This window comes from Corynebacterium sp. p3-SID1056 (assembly GCF_025152525.1).
Taxonomy (GTDB): domain Bacteria; phylum Actinomycetota; class Actinomycetes; order Mycobacteriales; family Mycobacteriaceae; genus Corynebacterium.
In genome coordinates, this window is the sequence record NZ_JALXXL010000007.1 from 43,989 (window position 1) to 61,614 (window position 17,626).

Below are 17,626 nucleotides of genomic sequence, written 5' to 3' on the forward strand. Positions count from 1 at the left end.
GTTGGACTCCCGCATAGAACGTTGCCGGGTCTGCGGTACTTCCGTAGTCTCAAGAGATGTACGTCACCACGCGCAATGAGGAAGGAGTAGGCGCGATGCGCTCCTTGCTGAGCCAAAAGCTCACACGCACCGACATCAGCGAACTCGAATCGCTCGCCCGCTGCTCCTCCTCCGCCACCGTCCGCGAATTGCTGCGTGACATCGCTCGCACCGCGCGCGACGGAGAGGACATCGTCGCCGCGAAGCCAAGTAACGCCCGTTAGTAGTACGTGCGGCGCACGGCCGCATCCACATAGGTCAGCCCCCATGTAATGAAGACCAAGTCGACCGTGGGCTCCACGTAGGCCTCCACCTCGAGCGCACCGTCGGGCCGGGGCGTGGTCAGGGCGAGCAACTCCCCCTCCGCGTTGCGAACTTCCCGGCGACCACGCACGCCCACCCGGTGTACTGTGTAGTCCCGGCAGCCGCTCGCAGTGCCACAGCGCGCCGAGTAGCGCGACACCGTCAGCGAGCGTTTGCGCAACGTGAACATTTCGCCGTTATCGGAGGCGGCGCGCAGGTACGCCGGGCTCATGCTGCTGAAGCGCAGCGTGCGGCACCCGAAACGCAGCACGTCGCCGTCACCGTCGACGTCGACGTCTGCGATTGCGTCCGCTCCGGGCTCGCGGTACAGCGTGTGCGCGCGCCAGATCACAGGACGAAAACCAGCACGGCGACGAGCGAAAACAGCAGCAACGTCGCGATCAACACGTTAGAGGACACGAGCTTGCGGGCTTCGAGGATTTCACGGGAGATCCAGGCCAGCGACGCGACGTCGACAAGCGGGAGCCTCGTCTCGCCCTCAAATTCCAAGATGGCCTTGCGCACGCCGTTGTGATCGGAGGTGAACTGGGCGACCTTTGTGCCGGATGCGTCGTCGATGATCCAGTTCTGCGAGGTCTCGCCGACGAAATCGTAGGTGCGGCCTTCTACTTCTACTCGGATCTGGCGGGAGCGCTTCAGCGAATCGTGCGCGCGCACAATCTCAACGCCATCGCGGGTGGCCACCGCGCCAGATTCCGGCGACGCGACCAGGTCCCACTGCTCGCCGCCGACGTTCGCCCGCTCGTGCGTGAACACGCCGAGTACTTCAGGGCCGGCCTCGGCGAGCAGTTTCAGGTTGTCGCGGTCCGTGCGATCCCAGCTGACGTAGTGCATTAGCAGCCAATCAGGCGTGCGGCGAGGTACGCCTCGAGCTCGTCGATCTTCACGCGCTCCTGCTCCATCGTGTCGCGCTCGCGCACGGTCACGGCGCCGTCCTCGAGCGAGTCGAAGTCGTAAGTGACGCAGAACGGGGTGCCGGTCTCGTCCTGGCGGCGGTAGCGACGACCGATCGCGCCGGAGGTGTCGAAGTCGACATTCCAGTGCTTACGCAGCGTGGTTGCGAGCTCCTCGGCGGGCCCGGCAAGTTCCGGCTTCTTCGACAGCGGCAGCACGGCGACCTTCACCGGTGCGAGGCGGCGGTCCAGCTTGAGCACGACGCGGGTGTCCGTGCCGCCCTTCGCGTTCGGCGCTTCTTCCTCGTGGTAGGCGTCGATGAGGAAGGCCATCATTGCGCGACCCAGGCCGGCGGCGGGCTCGATGCAATACGGAATCCAGCGCTCCTCGTTCTGCTGGTCGTAGTAAGACAGGTCCTCGCCGGAGGCCTCAGCGTGGGTCTTCAGATCGTAGTCGGTGCGGTTGGCAACGCCCTCGAGCTCGCCCCACTTCGAGCCGGTGAACTCGTAGGCGTACTCGATGTCGACGGTGCGCTTGGAGTAGTGGGAAAGCTTTTCCTGCGGGTGCTCGTAGAGGCGCAGGTTATCCGGGTTAATGCCAAGGTCGACGTACCAGTCGTAGCGGTTGTCGATCCAGTACTGGTGCCACTTCTCGTCCTCGCCCGGCTTGACGAAGAACTCCATCTCCATCTGCTCAAACTCGCGGGTGCGGAAGATGAAGTTGCCCGGGGTGATCTCGTTGCGGAAGGACTTACCAATGTTGGCGATACCAAACGGCGGCTTCAGGCGCGCCGCGGTCATCACGTTCTTGAAGTTGACGAAGATGCCCTGCGCCGTCTCCGGGCGCATGTAGTGCAGGCCCTCCTTGTCGTCGACGGGGCCGAGGTAGGTCTTCATCAGGCCGGAGAATTCCTTCGGCTCGGTCCAGTTGCCGGGCTGGCCGGTCTCGGGGTCGTTGATGTCGGCGAGTCCGTTTGCCGGCGGGTGGCCGTGCTTCTCCTCGTAGGCCTCGAGGAGGTGGTCAGCACGGTAACGCTTGTTGGTGTGCAGCGACTCAACGAGCGGGTCGGTAAACACTTCGACGTGCCCGGAGGCTTCCCACACCTGGCGCGGCAGAATGATCGAGGTATCCACGCCGACGGTGTCGGGGCGGGAGGTCACCATGTGGCGCCACCACTGGCGCTTGATGTTCTCCTTCAGCTCAACGCCGAGCGGGCCGTAGTCCCAGGCAGAGCGGGTGCCGCCGTAGATCTCGCCGGCGGGAAACACCAGTCCGCGGCGTTTGCAAAGGTTGACGACGGTATCGATCTTGCTGGCTGCCATGCCTAGCCTCCTGTACTCGGGTTACACGTAACGCTGACAGTCTAGCCTGTCAGCGCTTTCGCTTATCGACGCCCCGCGCCCACCCCAAGTTACGCTGCGCAACCCCCAGGGTTTAACTAGACTGAAAATTCCATGAACAAAGTCGCGTGACCGTGTTCTTTCGGTAGATTCGTGCATGCCATAGAGTCCGCAGCCTGCGCACGGCCGCCGACCGGAATTCACAGCGATTACTTGCCCACTTGGACGACCAACAGAAAGGCACGGGCCATGACCACGCCCGAAAACACCACCCTCGACATCGAATTGACCACCTCGCTGATCAAGGCGATCGATTCCCCAATACGCATCAAGATTCTGTTGCTCCTTGCAGAACGGAACCACGTCGTCCACGAGATTGTTGACAAGCTTGGCTACTCTCAGCCACTCATTTCCCAAAACCTGCGCACCCTCAAAAGCCTCCGACTCGTCGCTAAAGTTCGCCGCGGCCGCGAGTCCCTCTACTCACTGCCCCGGACGGACATCATCGACGCGATCTACGCGCTGGGAAAGATCGCGGTCAACACCCTGCCCGCCGAGCCCGAGAAGTCCGCATCACCCAAGAAAGAAAAGAAGCCGCGCAAGGACACACCGTCCGCCAAAGCGCAATCAAGCGCCGACACCGAGCCTTCGACACAACGCCCCACGTACTTGAGCTCGGCGATCCCCTTCGAGGAGTTTGAGAAGCGCCGCGACAAAGAACGCGACTGACAATGCCCGCTTTCACCGCGTTGGGGCTACGGTAGACAGGTATGGCACAGCAGCGACGTACCCGTACCCAAAAGGAACCAATCCCCAAGCTTGGTCCACGGATGACGCGCCAACGGACGGCGGTCGTTGAGACGCTGCGCGACGTCGATAAGTTCGCGACCGCGAAAGACATCCACCACGAACTTCAGCTTCGCGGCGACAAAGTCGGGCTGACTACCGTTTACCGCACGCTACAGTCGCTGGCCGAGATCGATGCCGTCGACGTGCTACAGAACGCTGAAGGAGAAACGCTTTACCGTCACTGCCTCAGTGAGCACCATCACCACCACCTTGTCTGCACAAAGTGCGGGCGTAGTGAAGAAATTGACGGCGGCCCTATCGAATCCTGGGCGCAGGACACCGCGCGGGCCTTCGGGTACACACTCGTCGCCCACGACGCCGAGATTTACGGCATCTGTGGGCCGTGCACGCAGCGCGCAAGCGCCGACAGCGAATAGCACTCGCTACTTGTCGGCGAACTTGTCAATCGCACCGCCGAAACGGCGGTCGCGCTTCGCGTACTCGTAAACCGCGTCGAACAGGTCGTCCTTGGTGAAATCCGGGAACAGCTTGTCCTGGTAGACCATCTCCGCATACGCGGACTGCCAGAGCAGGAAGTTCGACGTGCGCTTCTCCCCACTCGGGCGCAGAAAGAGGTCCACATCCGGCATATCGGGTCGGTACAGGTACTGCGAAAGCGACTTCTCGGTAATGTCTTGCGGGCGGATCTTCCCATCGCGGGCATCCGCAGCGAGCTTGCGCACCCCGTCGACGATTTCTGCGCGGCCTCCGTAATTAATGCACATGGCCAGCGTCAATCCGGTGTTGTCTTGTGTCAGCTCTTCCGCGGCCTCAAGCTCGCGCAACACGGAGCGCCACAGACGCGGCCGGCGCCCTGCCCAGACGATGCGGACGTTCTTTTCGTGGAGCTCGTCACGCTGGCGGTGCAGCACGTCGCGGGAAAACCCGAGAATGAACCGGACTTCAGACGCCGCGCGCCGCCAGTTTTCGGTGGAAAACGCGTACGCCGACAGCCACTCAACCGTGCCCATCTCGATGCACGCGTCCACACAGTCCATCAGCACCGCCTCACCCTGCTTGTGGCCTTCGGTGCGCTTGAGGCCGCGCTTTTGCGCCCAACGGCCGTTGCCGTCCATTACGAGCGCGATGTGGCGGGGGATGAATTCCGGGTCGATCTGGCGCGAAGTCATTCCCCTATTATGCCTGTTCCATCATGCGCAAGCTCTTCAACCCAGCTTCCAGGTGGTACTGCAGGTGCGCAGACGTTGCGCGGTGCACTTGGGCTAAAACTGCCGCGCCCGCGTGCGGTTTCGCGGGGTCGGGTGCGTAGGCGTAGCCGCGGGCAAGTAACCACATCGCGTGCAGCGTTTCAGGATCCACCTCCAACGACCCGGGCGGACGGCAGTTGTTGCACACCGCCCCGCCGACGGCCGCATGAAACGCGTGGTGCGGGCCGGGGCGTTCGCAGTTCGCGCAGTTGTACAGGGACAGCCCCCAGCCGGCGTGTTCTGTGGCGCGAAGGATAAACGCATCGAGGACCTGCGTCGGGTCCTGTGCTGTTTGCAGCTGCGCGATCGCATCCTTGACCAAGTCGAACAAGACGACATCGCCTTCTTCGTACGTCAGCTTCTCCGCTGTCTCCAGGACCGCGCAGGCCGCTGCGTAGCGTTCAAAGTCTTCAATAATGCGCGCGCCGTGGTACGCGACAGTGTCTGCGGCGGTGATGGTCGAGAGACCTTTGCCCGGATACACCTGAACATCAAGGTCTACAAAGGGTTGCAGCCGCGACCCGAACCGCGACCGCGATTTACGCACCCCCTTCGCCACGCCCCGCACCAAGCCGTGAGTGCGGGTGAGCAGCACGATGACGCGATCGGCCTCGCCAAAATCGTAGGTGCGCACCACGAACGCGCGATCCCGCCACGAGGGGCGCGAGCCCCCACGACGCCTAGAAGCCAAGACGCCCCAACGCCTTCGGGTCTTGCTGCCAGTTCTTCAGCACCTTGATACGCAGGTCAAGGTATACGTTGCGGCCCAGCAGTTCGATGATCTGTTTGCGCGCGCGGTGCGTAATCCCCGACAGACGCCTGCCCCCGGGGCCCTCGAGGATGCGCTGCTGGCCCGGGCGTTCCAGGTAGATCACCGCATAGATCATGGTGCGCTCCGGGTTGTCCGGGTCGGGAACCATTTCGTCGACTTGTACCGCAACCGAGTGCGGTAGCTCGTCGCGAAGCCCCTGCAGCGCTTCCTCACGGATCAGCTCTGCGATGCGCGCTTCAACGCCTTCGTCGGTGACATCGCCGACTGGGTAGAAGCGCGGGCCTTCGGGCAACTGGCTAATCAGCACGTCGAGCAATACGTCGGTTTGCACCCCACCGGTCGCAGACACGGGCACGACCTCGCTCTCTTCCCCGAGCAGGTTGTGCAGTTCCAGGAGGCGCTCGCCCACGGTGTCGCGCGATGCTTTGTCCAGTTTGGTCACAACGCCCACCACAGGCGTGTTCGGTTTGATGCGGCGAATCTGCTCCAGGATGAAGCGATCACCGGGGCCGATTTTCTCGTCCGCCGGCACGGTAAACCCGATCACGTCAACGTCGGCGAAGGTGTCCTTCACGACGTCGTTGAGCCGCTCGCCAAGGAGGGTGCGCGGGCGGTGCATGCCGGGCGTGTCGACGAGGATGACCTGCGCGTCGGCCCGGTTGACAATCCCGCGGATCGGCCGCCGTGTCGTCTCCGGCTGGTCAGCCATGATGGCCACCTTCTCCCCCACCAGCGCGTTGGTCAGCGTCGACTTGCCTGTATTGGGGCGGCCGACGAAACTGACAAAGCCAGAGCGGAAGCCCTCCGGGGTGTTGGTAAACCCTGGCGCACCGGCGTTCGCGTTTGCATCCTCGGGCAAGTCGGCTTCATCGGGGAAGAAAGTGCTCATGGGGCGCAATCTTACCCGGTAAAGCCCGGCAACTGTATGACGCTAGTGCGAGCCTTCGGGGCGGACCGCGTGCAAGTGCGGGGCCGGTGACCGTGGATGTCCGGCATCGGCGCTACGGTACTCCGCGAGGTCGGCGCGGCGCTGCCGACGCTCGTCTTCAACGAATCGGGCTTTGCCGGTCGCGTCCGACACCCACGCGAGCTTGCCGTTAATCCGTTCCATGCGGCCGAATCCCTCCTGGCCATTGACACCATTGTGATACGGGCACAGCCAGCACAGGTTTTCCGGCGTGGTCTCGCCGCCACGGGCATGCTCGGTCAGGTGGTGCGCTTCGCACTCCTCAGAGGGGCAGTGACAGCCGGGCCAACAGCAGGTCTGCGATTCGGCATCGCACGCGCGGCGCTGTTTGTAGGTGGCGAGGCGTCCGTCGTAGGTATTTATCGGACCAAGTGTGGGACCGACCAGCGTAATGAGGCATTGTTCTCGTAGTTCGCGCTCGACGACTTCGGCACCGGTGAGGATGGTGCCGTCGGTAAGCTCGACGAGCACATCGTCGCCTTGGCCATGGATGACACGCGCGAGGTCGTGCACGCTGAGCACTGCATGCGTGGTGATGTCTGAGTGGACGATGGGCCGGTGCCGCCGTATCCATTCGATGGGATCAAGCGGGCGACCGGACTCGTCTTTAGCGTTCCTCAACGTGGTCACCAGCGGCTGGACGTCCTTGGACGACCCAGTAATCGACATGGTGATTTTGTCTCCGACCCGGCGCGTGCGTAGCCCGTCGACAAGCGGTTTTTTCGGCTGGTATTTGCTTTTGATTCTCCGCGCAGCCCGGCGCACCGTCTGGGTGTCGCCACCCACGTTGCAGAGCTCCTCCCGAAACCGCCAGCGCGCGTTCGCGTCTTTGATGCTGCGCGAGGCTTGCTTCACGACGGCCAACGTCTCCACACAGTAGCGCTGCCGCTGCGCCGACTCTCGACATCGTTTCTGATAGCGCGAATGCGAGACCGAGCCGTAGAAGATTTCGGCGAGTTCTACCAGGTCGGTGGCGTAGTCATCGGGCAAGCCAAGGGCTATGAGGTCGTCGTAGGTTTTCGCTCCCTCCGCAACCCAGGCGACAAGAGCCATACCGTCGTTACGAAAGGAGAAGTAGGATTCGATTGTTTCGCTTGTTATCATGCGCCAAAGACTACAGCGAATCGTTTATTTCGTCAATAGCTTTCCAAAAAGTTACCCTTATCCGCTGGTCAAATCCACTATTCGGGAACGCTAATCGACTCGCAAGTTTCGAAAACGGTTCACCGCCGCGAGAAGCTCGTTGCGCCGCGGCAGCGTGAGGTGCCCAGGGTGCGCACGCCCTGGCGTGAGCGAATCCATGCCCTCGCCAAGCTCTTCGCAAAGTGCATCAACCACCTCGCTAGGAGACGCCTCCCCGTCAGCCAACGCGTCTATCCGCCGCAACGTGAGCGCGATGGCCGACACCTGGGGCGCGCCAGCAAGCTGCGAGAGACTGCCAAGGTCAATGTCGCTTTTCCCAACGGAAATGGTGTCGACACCACGCGCCTTCGGAGGCTTCGAGCGGTACGTGAATTGCGCGCCCTGCAGGCAGCGCGCGTCAGGGCCAAACATCTCCGAAGAGACCGGCAGCTGCTCGGGCTCATACCCGCGCCCAACCGCGTGCGCGCGCCGAGTGACATCTTCCGGCACGTACGCATCCATCGCAATCACGGTATCCGCAAGCCCCAAGAAGGCACCGGTCCCACCAGATACCAGCACCGTCGATACACCGCATTGCACGTACAGGCCCCGCACACGCGCACTGAACGGGGTAATTGGCTCCCGATCCCCCTCGATGAGCTGGGCCATCACGGAGTCCCTAATCATAAAGTTGGTGGCGGACGTGTCCTCGTCGATCAGCAAGGCACTGGCTCCAGCCTGCAGTGCCTCGACGACGTTGGCGGCCTGCGAGGTCGACCCGGACGCGTTTGCCGTAGAAAAGCGCGTGGTATCCGCACCCGTCGGCAGGTCGCTGATGAACGGCGAGATGTCCTGTGCGGTCACCGGCCGCCCATCCTCGGCGCGGACGGCGGCGGCATCGGCGCGGGTGAGGACGAACTCGCGGCCGTCGCCAAGCGTGTGCGCGTAGACGCCCCGCTCGAGCGCTCGCAACAGCGTGGATTTGCCGTGAAAACCACCCCCGACGATCACCGTTACCCCTTCTGGCACGCCCATCCCCTTCACTTTACGCCCGCTCGGCAGCGCAAACTTCTCGCGCAGGCTCGACGGACTACGAAAGGGTACTCCGCCCGAAAGCGGAAGGTCGCTCGCGCCGGAGCGCCGCGCGAGCATTGCACCATCAGCTACAAAGGCCACAAGACTTCGCTCTTTCAACGCGGCTCGCAGCGCCTCCTGGTCGCGCAGCAGCCACACGGCACGCTCGAGCGCTTCCCGCTCCAGTCTCATGCCGGCGGCGACCGCGGCAACCACATCATCCACGAGCAGCGTCGCCGCCTGCCGCCCCAGCACCCTGCGCCCGCGCGCAGGTAGCCCAACAAGCAGGCGAAACTCGATCCGCTCAGGTGTGACGAGGACGTTCGTACGCTCAATAACCTCTTGCCCCAGCGCACCGATACTGATGCTGTTTGACTTCCCGCTGCCGCTACGGCCCGCGGTCGGAGCTTCCTCGGCAAGGTACGTGGCGGCCTCGCGGGCCAACGCATCTGCGACCGCAACGCGGTCCAACCGCGAATGCGTGAACTCCGGATCCAGGTCAAGATCATCGCGCGGCACGATCACCCGCACCTTCGACGGAGCGGCGAAAGGATCCGACTGCACGCGGTCCACCACCAGCTGCCACCCCTGACCTTCATCGTGGTAGGTCCCAGTGAGCTGCTTATACGCGCCGTAGCCTGCTCCGTCGAGCTCCCGGCAACGTGCGGCCAGCTGTGCCCACGTGCCGCCACTGCGCGACTGCACTTTTCGACGCTTCCCTCGATGTTGTCTCATACCGCCACCGTAACGGCTCACACCTGCGACGACCGCCGTCACCACCCCCGAGCGAGGGCTTCACTTCTGACACCAATTGAAGCACGCGTTACACTGGCAGCACTTCTGTGACCATTGCCACGATACGAAAGCGAGCACCATGCCGTTCTACGAATTCCGTTGCCACACAGGCCACACCACGGAGCGTCTCCTCCCCATGTCCTCGGACACTCGCACCACCGAGTGTCAGACCTGCGGCAACGAGGCAACCCGGGTAATCAGCGCGCCTGCGGTAGCGGGCGTGGACAAGAACAAAGCCCGCCTCGTCGAGGCAACACAGAAGAGTGCGTACGAGCCTGCGGTGGTCAACTCGTTACCGCGGTCAGGTAACCGCCGAGCCACACCGGTGACGCACAATCCGCAACACGCAAAACTGCCGAAACCTTAGGAGGAACCATGCCTCAGAATCTCTTCCCGCTCGATTCGACAAAGACGTTCCCCGAGCAAGAACACGTCGGCCACAACCGCTGGCACCCCGACATCCCACCCGTCCACACCGTGCAGCCCGGAGATTCCTTCCGCATTGACTGTCGCGAGTGGTTCGACGGCGACATCCACAACGACGACAGCGCCGACGACATCCGCGACGCACCGCTGAATAAGGTCCACGCACTGTCCGGCCCGTTCCGCATCGAAGGCGCAAAGCCTGGTGACCTCCTCATCGTCGACATTCTCGACGTCGGGCCGATCCCCCAGGAAGAAGGCCCGCTCGCCGGCCAGGGCTGGGGTTACACGGGCATCTTCGCCAAGAAGAACGGCGGCAGCTTCCTCACCGACCAGTTCCCCGATGCGTACAAGGCCGTGTGGGACTTCAACGGCCAGACCGCGACTTCCCGCCACATCCCGGGTGTCAGCTTCACCGGCATTATTCACCCAGGCCTCATGGGCACCGCGCCCTCCCACGAGCTGCTGAATACGTGGAACCAGCGCGAGGCTGCGCTGATCGCTACTGACCCGGAGCGCGTCCCGCCACTGGCGCTGCCGCCCGAGCCGGACCACGCCATCCTCGGTTCGCTCACCGGCGCCGATTTCGACCGCGTCGCGGACGAAGGAGCGCGCACCGCACCGCCGCGCGAAAACGGCGGCAACCAGGACATCAAGAACCTGTCAAAGGGCACGCGCGTGTTCTACCCCGTCTTCGTCGACGGCGCGAACTTCTCCGTCGGCGACCTGCACTTCTCCCAGGGCGACGGCGAGATCACCTTCTGCGGCGGCATCGAGATGGGCGGCTTCATTGACGTCCACGTCGACATCATTAAAGACGGCATGGCGAAGTACGGCGTGAGCGAAAACGCAATCTTCATGCCCGGAAACGTGGAGCCACGCTACAGCCAGTGGCTCGCATTCTCCGGTACCTCCGTCACACTCGACGGCGAACAGCGCTACCTCGACTCGCAGCTCGCCTACCAGCGCGCGTGCCTGCACGCCATCGACTACCTCACCACGTTCGGGTGGTCGCCGGAGCAGGCCTACCTCCTGCTGGGTGCAGCGCCGATCGAGGGCCGCTTCTCCGGCGTCGTGGACATCCCGAACGCGTGCGCCACGGTGTACCTGCCGACGGAAATCTTCGACATCGATATCCGCCCCGGTGCCGGCGACCCGCCGCGCATCGATCCAGGCATCGGCGCGCCGCGCTCGTCCTTCGCCTAAGCCGTGCGCGCGGGGTCGACGATGTAATCCTGCAACTCGATGAGCGGCAGTTCGTCGAGCCCGCGCTCGCGTACCGCGCGCACCATCGCGCCCATAGTCCCGGCGAGGTGCGTGAGGCGTGTGTGCGCTGGGGCGTCGATAAGCGCTGCGTACAACGCTGTTGCCAAATCGCCCGCCCCGACGACGTTGCCGCCAAGTCGCGGGGCGTCGACGCGCCGCACGCTTGCCGGCGCCACGTCGATCATTCCAATCGTTTCCGGATCCCCGGTCTCCACCGACGTAATCAGCGCATTGCCACACAGCGAACGCGCCGCATCCGCGAGCGCCTCCGTATACGCGGTGTAGGTTGCATCGGTCGGGTCGAGACGCGTACCTGTGAGCAGCGAGAGCTCCCACTGGTTTGGCGTGATGGCGTCGGCAAGCGGGATGAGCGTTTCCGTGTAGACGTCCGGGATGTCGTCGCTGACAAAAGAGCCGACCTCCGCGTTGCCGATAACCGGATCGCACACGTAACGCGCCCGCGGGTTGGCCTTCTTCACGGCCACGACCGCATCGTGGACGACCTCCGCCATTTCAGCGGTGCCTAGGTAGCCGCTCACAAACAGATCCACCTGCGGAAACGCGAACTCCATGCCGCGCAAGATCTCGCGCACATTGTCCGCGCCGAGCACCGGGCCGCGCCACGTTGGGTACTCCGTGTGGTTGGAAAAGTTGACGGTGTGCACAGGCCACACCTCGTGGCCGAGGCGCTGCATAGGGAAGACGGCGGCAGAATTGCCGACGTGCCCGTAGGCGACGGCCGATTGCAACGAGATGATGTTCACTACAGTTTTTCCACGCTGAACTGCAGCTGCGGCTCGGCGTAGTAGTCCTGCGCCTCGACCAGCTTCAACTCTGGCGAGTCGGCTTCAAAGGTCAAGCGCAGCAAGTCGTAGACGGAGCTGGCGGTGCGCGCAAGCGCGTCCGCGGCATCGGCGCTGCGCAGGTAGTGGCCGGTGAACAGCGCCGCGGTCACGTCGCCGGAGCCATTGCGCTTAAATGGCAGGCGCGGCGTGCGCACGATCCACTTGCCGTTGTCGTCGACGGCGAGCATCTCCATGGTGTCCTCCGGCGCGTCGGGACGCTCGACGGAAGTGACGAGCACGGTCGACGGCCCCATCTCGCGGGCGGCGTCGACGGCCGCAAGTGTGGAGTCGAGGTCGGTGACGTCACGCTCGGTGAGGTAGCCGAGTTCAAACTGGTTCGGTGTAATCAGGTCCGCGACTGGCACAACCTTGTCGCGCAGCAGCGGCGGGATGTTGTCGGAGACGTGGCAACCGGACTTCGCGTTGCCCATCACGGGGTCGCAGGCGTAGATCGCGGCCGGATTCTTCGCCTTGACCTGGTCGACCGCGTCAATGATCACGTCGGCGATGTCGTCGCCGCCCTGGTAGCCGGAGAGCACGGCGTCCACCTGCGCGAGCGCGCCGCGCTCGTCCATGCCGGTGATGATTTCGGCGACGTCGCTAGCCGGAATCATCGGGCCGGTCCAGTGGCCGTAACCGGTGTGGTTGGAAAAGTTCACGGTATAGACCGGCCACACCTCGTGGCCGATGCGCTGCAGCGGGAACACGGCGGCCGAGTTGCCCACGTGCCCGTAGGCCACGGCCGACTGGATGGAGAGAATGTTACTCATAGCACTATTGTGCACCGCCGCTTCCAAGCGACCGCGTTAAGGGTGAAGGGGCTGACAAAGGTTAGGCTTCTGGGGCGAGTGGTTCGGCGGGCGGCGCGGGGACGTCGATAAGCACGGTCCGGGTTTTGATCCGGCCGCGGCGGTCGAAGCCACCCTCGGCGGTGTAACGCACGCCGTCAATCACCGTCGACGAGCCTGGCAACGGGACGCGACCCAGCTGGTAGGACAACAGTCCGGCGACGGTGTCGACGGAATCGGTGAGCTCATCATCAAACTCCACCGAGTAATCGAAGTTATCCGCAAGGTAGTCGACCAAATCGTCCAGCGGCAGGCGCGACTGCGCACGGAAGCGACGCTCACCGACCTGCTCGATCGGGGCGTCCTCGTCCTCGTCGTACTCGTCGGTGATCTCGCCGACGATTTCCTCGAGCAGGTCCTCCATCGTGAGCAGCCCGGCCACGTTACCGAACTCATCAATGACGATCGCGATGTGCATATTTTGCTGCTGCATCTGCCGCAGCAACTCGTCCAAGGGCTTCGACTCCGGCACAAACAGCGGCTCGCGCATGAACTCCGTCAATACCGTCGACCCAGCGATCGGCGCACCGTTGTGCCCAAACATGTCCTTGAGGTAGGCCACGCCGACGATCTCGTCAACGTTTTCCCCAATCAGCGGAACGCGCGAATGCCCGGAACGCACCATCAGACTGGTGGCCTGGCGTGCCGTCTTCTCCCCCTCGATCCAAATCATCTCGGGCCGCGGCACCATCACCTGGCGGGCGTGCGTCGACGCGAGGTCGAAAATGTTTTGAATCATCCTCCCCTCGGTCGTTTCCACGACGCCCTTTTCCTGCGCAATGTCGACAGCCTCGCGCAACTCCACCTCAGTGGCGTACGGGCCGTCGCGGAAATCCTCGCCGGGGTGGAAGATGTTGCCCAGCCTGATCAAGCCGCGCGCCACTGGGCCAAACACCGCGTGGAAAACCACGAGCCACTGCGCAGCCTTTAAAGAAATTGTGTACGGGTTACGCTTGCCCGCGGTCCGGGCAAACACCCCAATGATGCCGAACTGCAACAGCGCCACCGCTACCACGGCGGCCGTGATCGCCCACGAGTCCTGGGCGATCAGGTCCATCGCCGTCATCGCCGCGAACACCGCCGCGGTGATATCTAGCACGGTGCGGAGCATGACCAGCATGTTGATGTGGTTCGCCCGAGATTTGACTACCCGCAGCAGCGCGGCCGCGCCCGCCACGTCGTCCTTGACCATGTTCTCCACGCGTGCGCGGGACACCGGCGAGAGCGCGGATTCCACAGAGCCGAAAAGCCCCGAAAGCAGCATCGCCGCAATCGCGACAACGCCATAGATGACAGTGTGGTGCATACAGGTGCCTAGTCTTTCTCGTTCGCGCCACGCATCCGGCGGTCGAGTTCTTCACGGTCCGCGGCAGAGGGAAACGCATGCGGACCGGTGGGCTTGGGCTGGTATTCGACGCCGCGAGCGGCCAAAGAGTCGTACCAGTCGGCAAGGATTTCGTTCTGCAGCGCGAACATTTCGCGCTCGTCGGCCGGCTGGATATGGTCGTAGCCCAACAGATGCAGTACTCCGTGCACCGTCAACAGCGCCAGTTCGTGAGCAAGATCGTGGCCCGCCATCTCCGCCTGCTTGCGGTCGAACGCCGGGCACAAAATGATGTCGCCTAGCATCGCCGCCCCCAGTGGGTTCGCGTCGGGGCGTCCGCCGCCCGGGGTCAGCTCGTCCATCGGGAAGCTCATCACATCCGTGGGGCCTTCCAAGTCCATCCAGCGGACGTGGAGGTCTGCCATCGTCGCCTCATCGACGAGCGTAATGGTGGCCTCGGTGTCGGGGTGGACGTCCATGGCCTGGAGTGCGAACGAGCAGACGTCGATAAGCATCTGCTCGTTGACTTCCGCCTCGCCGGACTCGTTGAGAACCTCGATGCTCACTGTCCTGCCTCCTTTTCGCGCTCGCGCTCAAGCTCGCGCTGACGCTTCTCGTAGCGCATCGAATTCTGGGCATCGTGCCGGTCGTAAGCAGCAACGATGCGGGAAATCAGGTGGTGGCGCACCACGTCTTCGCCGCGCATCTCCTGAAACGCGATGTCTTCAATATTGGACAAGATGCGGCGGGCCACGCGCAGCCCAGACACGGTACCGCGCGGCAAATCCACCTGAGAAATATCGCCGGTGACCACCATCTTCGAGCCGAAGCCCAAGCGGGTGAGGAACATCTTCATCTGCGCGCCGGTCGTGTTCTGCGCCTCGTCTAAGATCACGAACGCATCCGACAGAGTCCGGCCGCGCATGTACGCTAGCGGAGCGACCTCGATGATCCCTGCGTCGACCAGCTTCGGGATCGCCTCCGGGTCCACCATGTCGCGCAACGCGTCGTACAGCGGGCGCAGGTACGGGTCGATCTTGTCGCTGAGCGTGCCCGGCAGAAAGCCCAACTTCTCGCCAGCTTCGACCGCGGGGCGGGTAAGAATGATCCGCTTGACCTCCTTGGCCTGCAGCGCCTGCACCGCCTTCGCCACCGCGAGATACGTCTTGCCGGAACCTGCCGGGCCAATGCCAAAGGTAATGGTGTTCGCGTCGATCGCATCCACGTACGCGCGCTGGCCCGCCGTCTTCGGGCGGATCACCTTGCCGCGCCGGGCGACGATTTCCGCGCCGAGGATCTCCGAGGCGGACTCCGGTGCCTCCGCCTCCATAATGCGCACCGCCTGCACAACGGTGTCCTGGTCCACGGGGACGCCGCGGCGCGCCATCGACTCCAACTCGTCTACCACTTGCGCTGCAGACACCACTTCCGCCTCTGTGCCACGCACCGTCAACGTCGTCCCGCGCGCGTGCAGGTTCGCCGCGAGCTGGCGGTTGAGCACTCGCAGGTTTGCGTCGTTGACGCCAAGTACTGCCTGCGCGTATGCCGAGTCAAGGTCGAGCTTGCGAGTCACCTTCGCTGAATCGTTTTCGGCCTGTGAAGTGTTCACGTCATTGTGAGTGTGCATCGTGCTCCCAACGCTACCAGCGAGATGTCAACGCGCCGATGGCGCACAGTGCCGCAAACCCAGCGCTCGCTGTGCGCAAGACCTGCGGCCCCAACCGCACGGGCTGGGCCCCGAGCAAATCTAACTCATCTGCGCCGATCCCGCCCTCCGGGCCGACCAGGACGTACAGGGTTTCGACGCCGGTGAAGTCGACGTCTCTTATCGACGTCTTCGCGTCCTCGTGCAAGACGATGGCGCGCTTCCCGGCGATGCGCTCGGCGAGCTGGTTTGTCGTCACCGGGTCGTGTACTTCGGGCCAGTTCGCGCGGCGCGACTGCTTCGCTGACGCCACCGCTTGGTTGCGCCACTTCTGCACCTGCTTGTCCTGCTTGTCCGCGCTCCAGCGGGCGATGGTGCGGTGCGAGATCCACGGGATGATGGCGTCGACGCCGCCTTGGACCGCAAGGTCGACCGCCAGCTCAGCGCGCTCGGACTTCGGCACCGCCTGCACGAGCACCACTTGCGGCTGCGGCGCCTCGACGTCATGCTCTGTTACAACGTCGCCAACCACGCGCTCGCGGGAGCAGTCGCGGACTGTGACTTCCGCGGCGTGGCCGGAGCCGTCGACAAGCATGATGCGATCGCCTTGGCTGATGCGCTTGACGTGCGCGTGTTTCGCCTCCGCACCGGTGAGCACACCCTCGGCGGGCCGCGGCGCGTAGAAGTACGGCAGGCTCATTAGCGGCGGAACCTGTCTCGCATGCGGGAGAAGAATCCGTCGCCGCCGCCCTCGTCACCGGTGTGGACGCGCGCCGAGTCCTCGTGGCCCTCGCGCAGCTGTTCCAGCGTTGCGCGTGCATCCTTGGACAGATCCGTAGGCACAACCACCTGCACGTGCGCGATCATGTCGCCGGCACCTTCGGCGCGCAGCTTCGGCATGCCCTCTCCGTGCAGCACAATCTCCTCGCCCGGTTGCACGCCCGCCGGGACGGCAATCGTGGTTGTTTCACCGGCCAGGTTGTCCACGTGAAGCTCGGTGCCGAGCGCGGCATCGTACATGGGAACGCGCAATTGGAGGTGCAGGTCGTTGCCTTCGCGGGCAAAGACCTTGTGCGGGGTGGTGTGGACTTCCACGTACAGGTCACCCGCCGGTCCGCCGCCGTGGCCGACCTCGCCCTGATCGGCCATGCGGATACGCATCCCGGAGGCAATGCCGGCCGGAATCTTCACTGTGAGGTCGCGGGTGGCGCGCACGCGGCCGTCGCCGGCGCACTGGCGGCACGGATCCGTAATGATTTCGCCGTAGCCGTGGCACTTCGGGCACTCGTGCGTGGTCATCACGTTGCCCAGGAAGGACTGCTGCATCTCCTGGACCGCGCCCTGTCCCTTGCAGTAGTCGCAGGTCTGCGGTTTGGCCCCCGACTCGGAGCCGGAGCCGTGGCACTTGTTGCACAGCACCGCGGTGTCGACGGTGACTTCCTTGCGCACACCGGAAAACGCTTCCTCCAGGGTGATCTGGGTGCGCAGCAACGCATCGTTGCCGGGTTGGACGCGCGAGCGCGGTTCGCGCCCGCCGGCGCCGCCGCCGAAGAACGCTTCGAAGATGTCGCCGACGCCGCCAAAACCGCCGAAGCCGCCCGCGCCGCCGGGTGCGCCGCCGCCCTGCTCCATCGGGTCGCCGCCGCGGTCGACAATGCTGCGCTTTTGCGGGTCCAAGAGCACTTCTTGGGCGAGCGAGATTTCCGCGAACTTCTCCGCCGCTTCCTCGGACGGGTTGACGTCCGGGTGGTATTTGCGGGCGAGCTTGCGGTACGCCTTCTTAATCTCCTGCTCGGTGGCCTCCCGGTCGACGCCGAGGATGCCGTAGTAGTCACGTGCCAAAATGTAACACCTTTCACAGTTGTAGAAGTCCAAGTGCGGCGCGCGCCGC

Annotated in this window: 20 protein-coding genes; 5 read left to right on the forward strand and 15 right to left on the reverse strand. The window is 63.9% G+C overall.

Features of this window, described 5'->3' with window-relative positions; translation table 11 throughout:
* The first annotated feature begins 56 nt into the window (after window positions 1-56).
* Entirely contained in the window at window positions 57-263 is a 207-nt protein-coding gene (locus M3G14_RS07585) for a hypothetical protein (RefSeq protein ID WP_259925922.1), read from the forward strand.
* Here M3G14_RS07585 and M3G14_RS07590 read toward each other — a convergent pair.
* The 3 genes from M3G14_RS07590 to M3G14_RS07600 are packed head-to-tail and all read right to left on the reverse strand — an operon-like array spanning window position 260 to window position 2,579.
* Window positions 260-694 (reverse strand): hypothetical protein, encoded by a 435-nt coding sequence (locus tag M3G14_RS07590; RefSeq protein ID WP_259925923.1) that lies wholly within the window; start codon window positions 692-694, stop codon window positions 260-262. The two genes, M3G14_RS07585 and M3G14_RS07590, sit on opposite strands and share 4 nt — an antisense overlap.
* Window positions 691-1,197, reverse strand: a complete 507-nt coding sequence (locus M3G14_RS07595; protein ID WP_259925924.1) for a hypothetical protein — start codon at window positions 1,195-1,197, stop codon at window positions 691-693. Before M3G14_RS07595 ends, M3G14_RS07590 begins: the two co-directional genes overlap by 4 nt.
* Complete coding sequence (locus M3G14_RS07600; protein ID WP_259925925.1) at window positions 1,197-2,579, reverse strand: glycine--tRNA ligase; 1,383 nt, start codon at window positions 2,577-2,579, stop codon at window positions 1,197-1,199. Before M3G14_RS07600 ends, M3G14_RS07595 begins: the two co-directional genes overlap by 1 nt.
* Window positions 2,580-2,846: 267 nt before the next feature.
* On the opposite strand from M3G14_RS07600, the gene M3G14_RS07605 reads away from it, so the two are divergent.
* Both M3G14_RS07605 and M3G14_RS07610 read left to right on the forward strand, forming a co-directional pair.
* Window positions 2,847-3,326 carry a helix-turn-helix transcriptional regulator gene (locus tag M3G14_RS07605; RefSeq protein WP_259925930.1) on the forward strand — a complete coding sequence of 160 codons (480 nt, stop codon included), beginning with the start codon at window positions 2,847-2,849 and terminating at the stop codon, window positions 3,324-3,326.
* A 41-nt stretch (window positions 3,327-3,367) separates the two neighbouring features.
* Complete coding sequence (locus M3G14_RS07610; protein ID WP_259925932.1) at window positions 3,368-3,823, forward strand: Fur family transcriptional regulator; 456 nt, start codon at window positions 3,368-3,370, stop codon at window positions 3,821-3,823.
* Window positions 3,824-3,829: 6 nt separating this feature from the next.
* Here the strand turns inward: M3G14_RS07610 and M3G14_RS07615 are convergent, their stop codons facing one another.
* The 5 genes from M3G14_RS07615 to M3G14_RS07635 form a co-directional block, all read right to left on the reverse strand.
* The gene (locus M3G14_RS07615) at window positions 3,830-4,576 is read right to left on the reverse strand and encodes an isoprenyl transferase (RefSeq protein ID WP_259925933.1); all 747 of its coding nucleotides are present in this window, start codon (window positions 4,574-4,576) and stop codon (window positions 3,830-3,832) included.
* Between the two features lie 7 nt (window positions 4,577-4,583).
* Window positions 4,584-5,345 (reverse strand): DNA repair protein RecO, encoded by a 762-nt coding sequence (gene recO, locus M3G14_RS07620; protein ID WP_259925935.1) that lies wholly within the window; start codon window positions 5,343-5,345, stop codon window positions 4,584-4,586.
* Window positions 5,335-6,315: a GTPase Era gene (gene era / locus M3G14_RS07625; protein WP_259925937.1), complete on the reverse strand. Its 981-nt coding sequence runs from the start codon at window positions 6,313-6,315 to the stop codon at window positions 5,335-5,337. Before era ends, recO begins: the two co-directional genes overlap by 11 nt.
* 42 nt (window positions 6,316-6,357) lie before the next feature.
* On the reverse strand, window positions 6,358-7,497 hold the full coding sequence (locus tag M3G14_RS07630; RefSeq protein ID WP_259925938.1) for an HNH endonuclease: 1,140 nt from the start codon (window positions 7,495-7,497) through the stop codon (window positions 6,358-6,360).
* 90 nt (window positions 7,498-7,587) lie between these two features.
* Entirely contained in the window at window positions 7,588-9,294 is a 1,707-nt protein-coding gene (locus M3G14_RS07635; protein WP_259925939.1) for an ABC-ATPase domain-containing protein, read from the reverse strand.
* 169 nt (window positions 9,295-9,463) lie between these two features.
* On the opposite strand from M3G14_RS07635, the gene M3G14_RS11695 reads away from it, so the two are divergent.
* Both M3G14_RS11695 and fmdA read left to right on the forward strand, forming a co-directional pair.
* Window positions 9,464-9,751: an FmdB family zinc ribbon protein gene (locus M3G14_RS11695; protein WP_396122211.1), complete on the forward strand. Its 288-nt coding sequence runs from the start codon at window positions 9,464-9,466 to the stop codon at window positions 9,749-9,751.
* An 8-nt stretch (window positions 9,752-9,759) separates the two neighbouring features.
* Window positions 9,760-11,013, forward strand: a complete 1,254-nt coding sequence (gene fmdA, locus M3G14_RS07640) for a formamidase (protein ID WP_259925940.1) — start codon at window positions 9,760-9,762, stop codon at window positions 11,011-11,013.
* On the opposite strand, the gene pdxY (M3G14_RS07645) is transcribed toward fmdA, so the two are convergent.
* The 7 genes from pdxY (M3G14_RS07645) to dnaJ form a co-directional block, all read right to left on the reverse strand.
* Window positions 11,010-11,837, reverse strand: a complete 828-nt coding sequence (pdxY, locus tag M3G14_RS07645; RefSeq protein WP_259925941.1) for a pyridoxal kinase — start codon at window positions 11,835-11,837, stop codon at window positions 11,010-11,012. The genes fmdA and pdxY (M3G14_RS07645) overlap by 4 nt on opposite strands.
* Window positions 11,837-12,688: a pyridoxal kinase PdxY gene (gene pdxY / locus M3G14_RS07650; RefSeq protein ID WP_259925942.1), complete on the reverse strand. Its 852-nt coding sequence runs from the start codon at window positions 12,686-12,688 to the stop codon at window positions 11,837-11,839. Before pdxY (M3G14_RS07650) ends, pdxY (M3G14_RS07645) begins: the two co-directional genes overlap by 1 nt.
* Window positions 12,689-12,749: 61 nt before the next feature.
* Complete coding sequence (locus M3G14_RS07655) at window positions 12,750-14,072, reverse strand: hemolysin family protein (RefSeq protein WP_259925943.1); 1,323 nt, start codon at window positions 14,070-14,072, stop codon at window positions 12,750-12,752.
* Between the two features lie 8 nt (window positions 14,073-14,080).
* Complete coding sequence (gene ybeY, locus M3G14_RS07660) at window positions 14,081-14,656, reverse strand: rRNA maturation RNase YbeY (RefSeq protein WP_259925944.1); 576 nt, start codon at window positions 14,654-14,656, stop codon at window positions 14,081-14,083.
* The gene (locus M3G14_RS07665; protein ID WP_259925945.1) at window positions 14,653-15,699 is read right to left on the reverse strand and encodes a PhoH family protein; all 1,047 of its coding nucleotides are present in this window, start codon (window positions 15,697-15,699) and stop codon (window positions 14,653-14,655) included. Before M3G14_RS07665 ends, ybeY begins: the two co-directional genes overlap by 4 nt.
* A gap of 31 nt (window positions 15,700-15,730) precedes the next feature.
* Window positions 15,731-16,435, reverse strand: a complete 705-nt coding sequence (locus M3G14_RS07670; RefSeq protein WP_259925946.1) for a 16S rRNA (uracil(1498)-N(3))-methyltransferase — start codon at window positions 16,433-16,435, stop codon at window positions 15,731-15,733.
* Entirely contained in the window at window positions 16,435-17,577 is a 1,143-nt protein-coding gene (gene dnaJ, locus M3G14_RS07675) for a molecular chaperone DnaJ (protein ID WP_259925947.1), read from the reverse strand. Before dnaJ ends, M3G14_RS07670 begins: the two co-directional genes overlap by 1 nt.
* Between the last annotated feature and the right edge of the window lie 49 nt (window positions 17,578-17,626).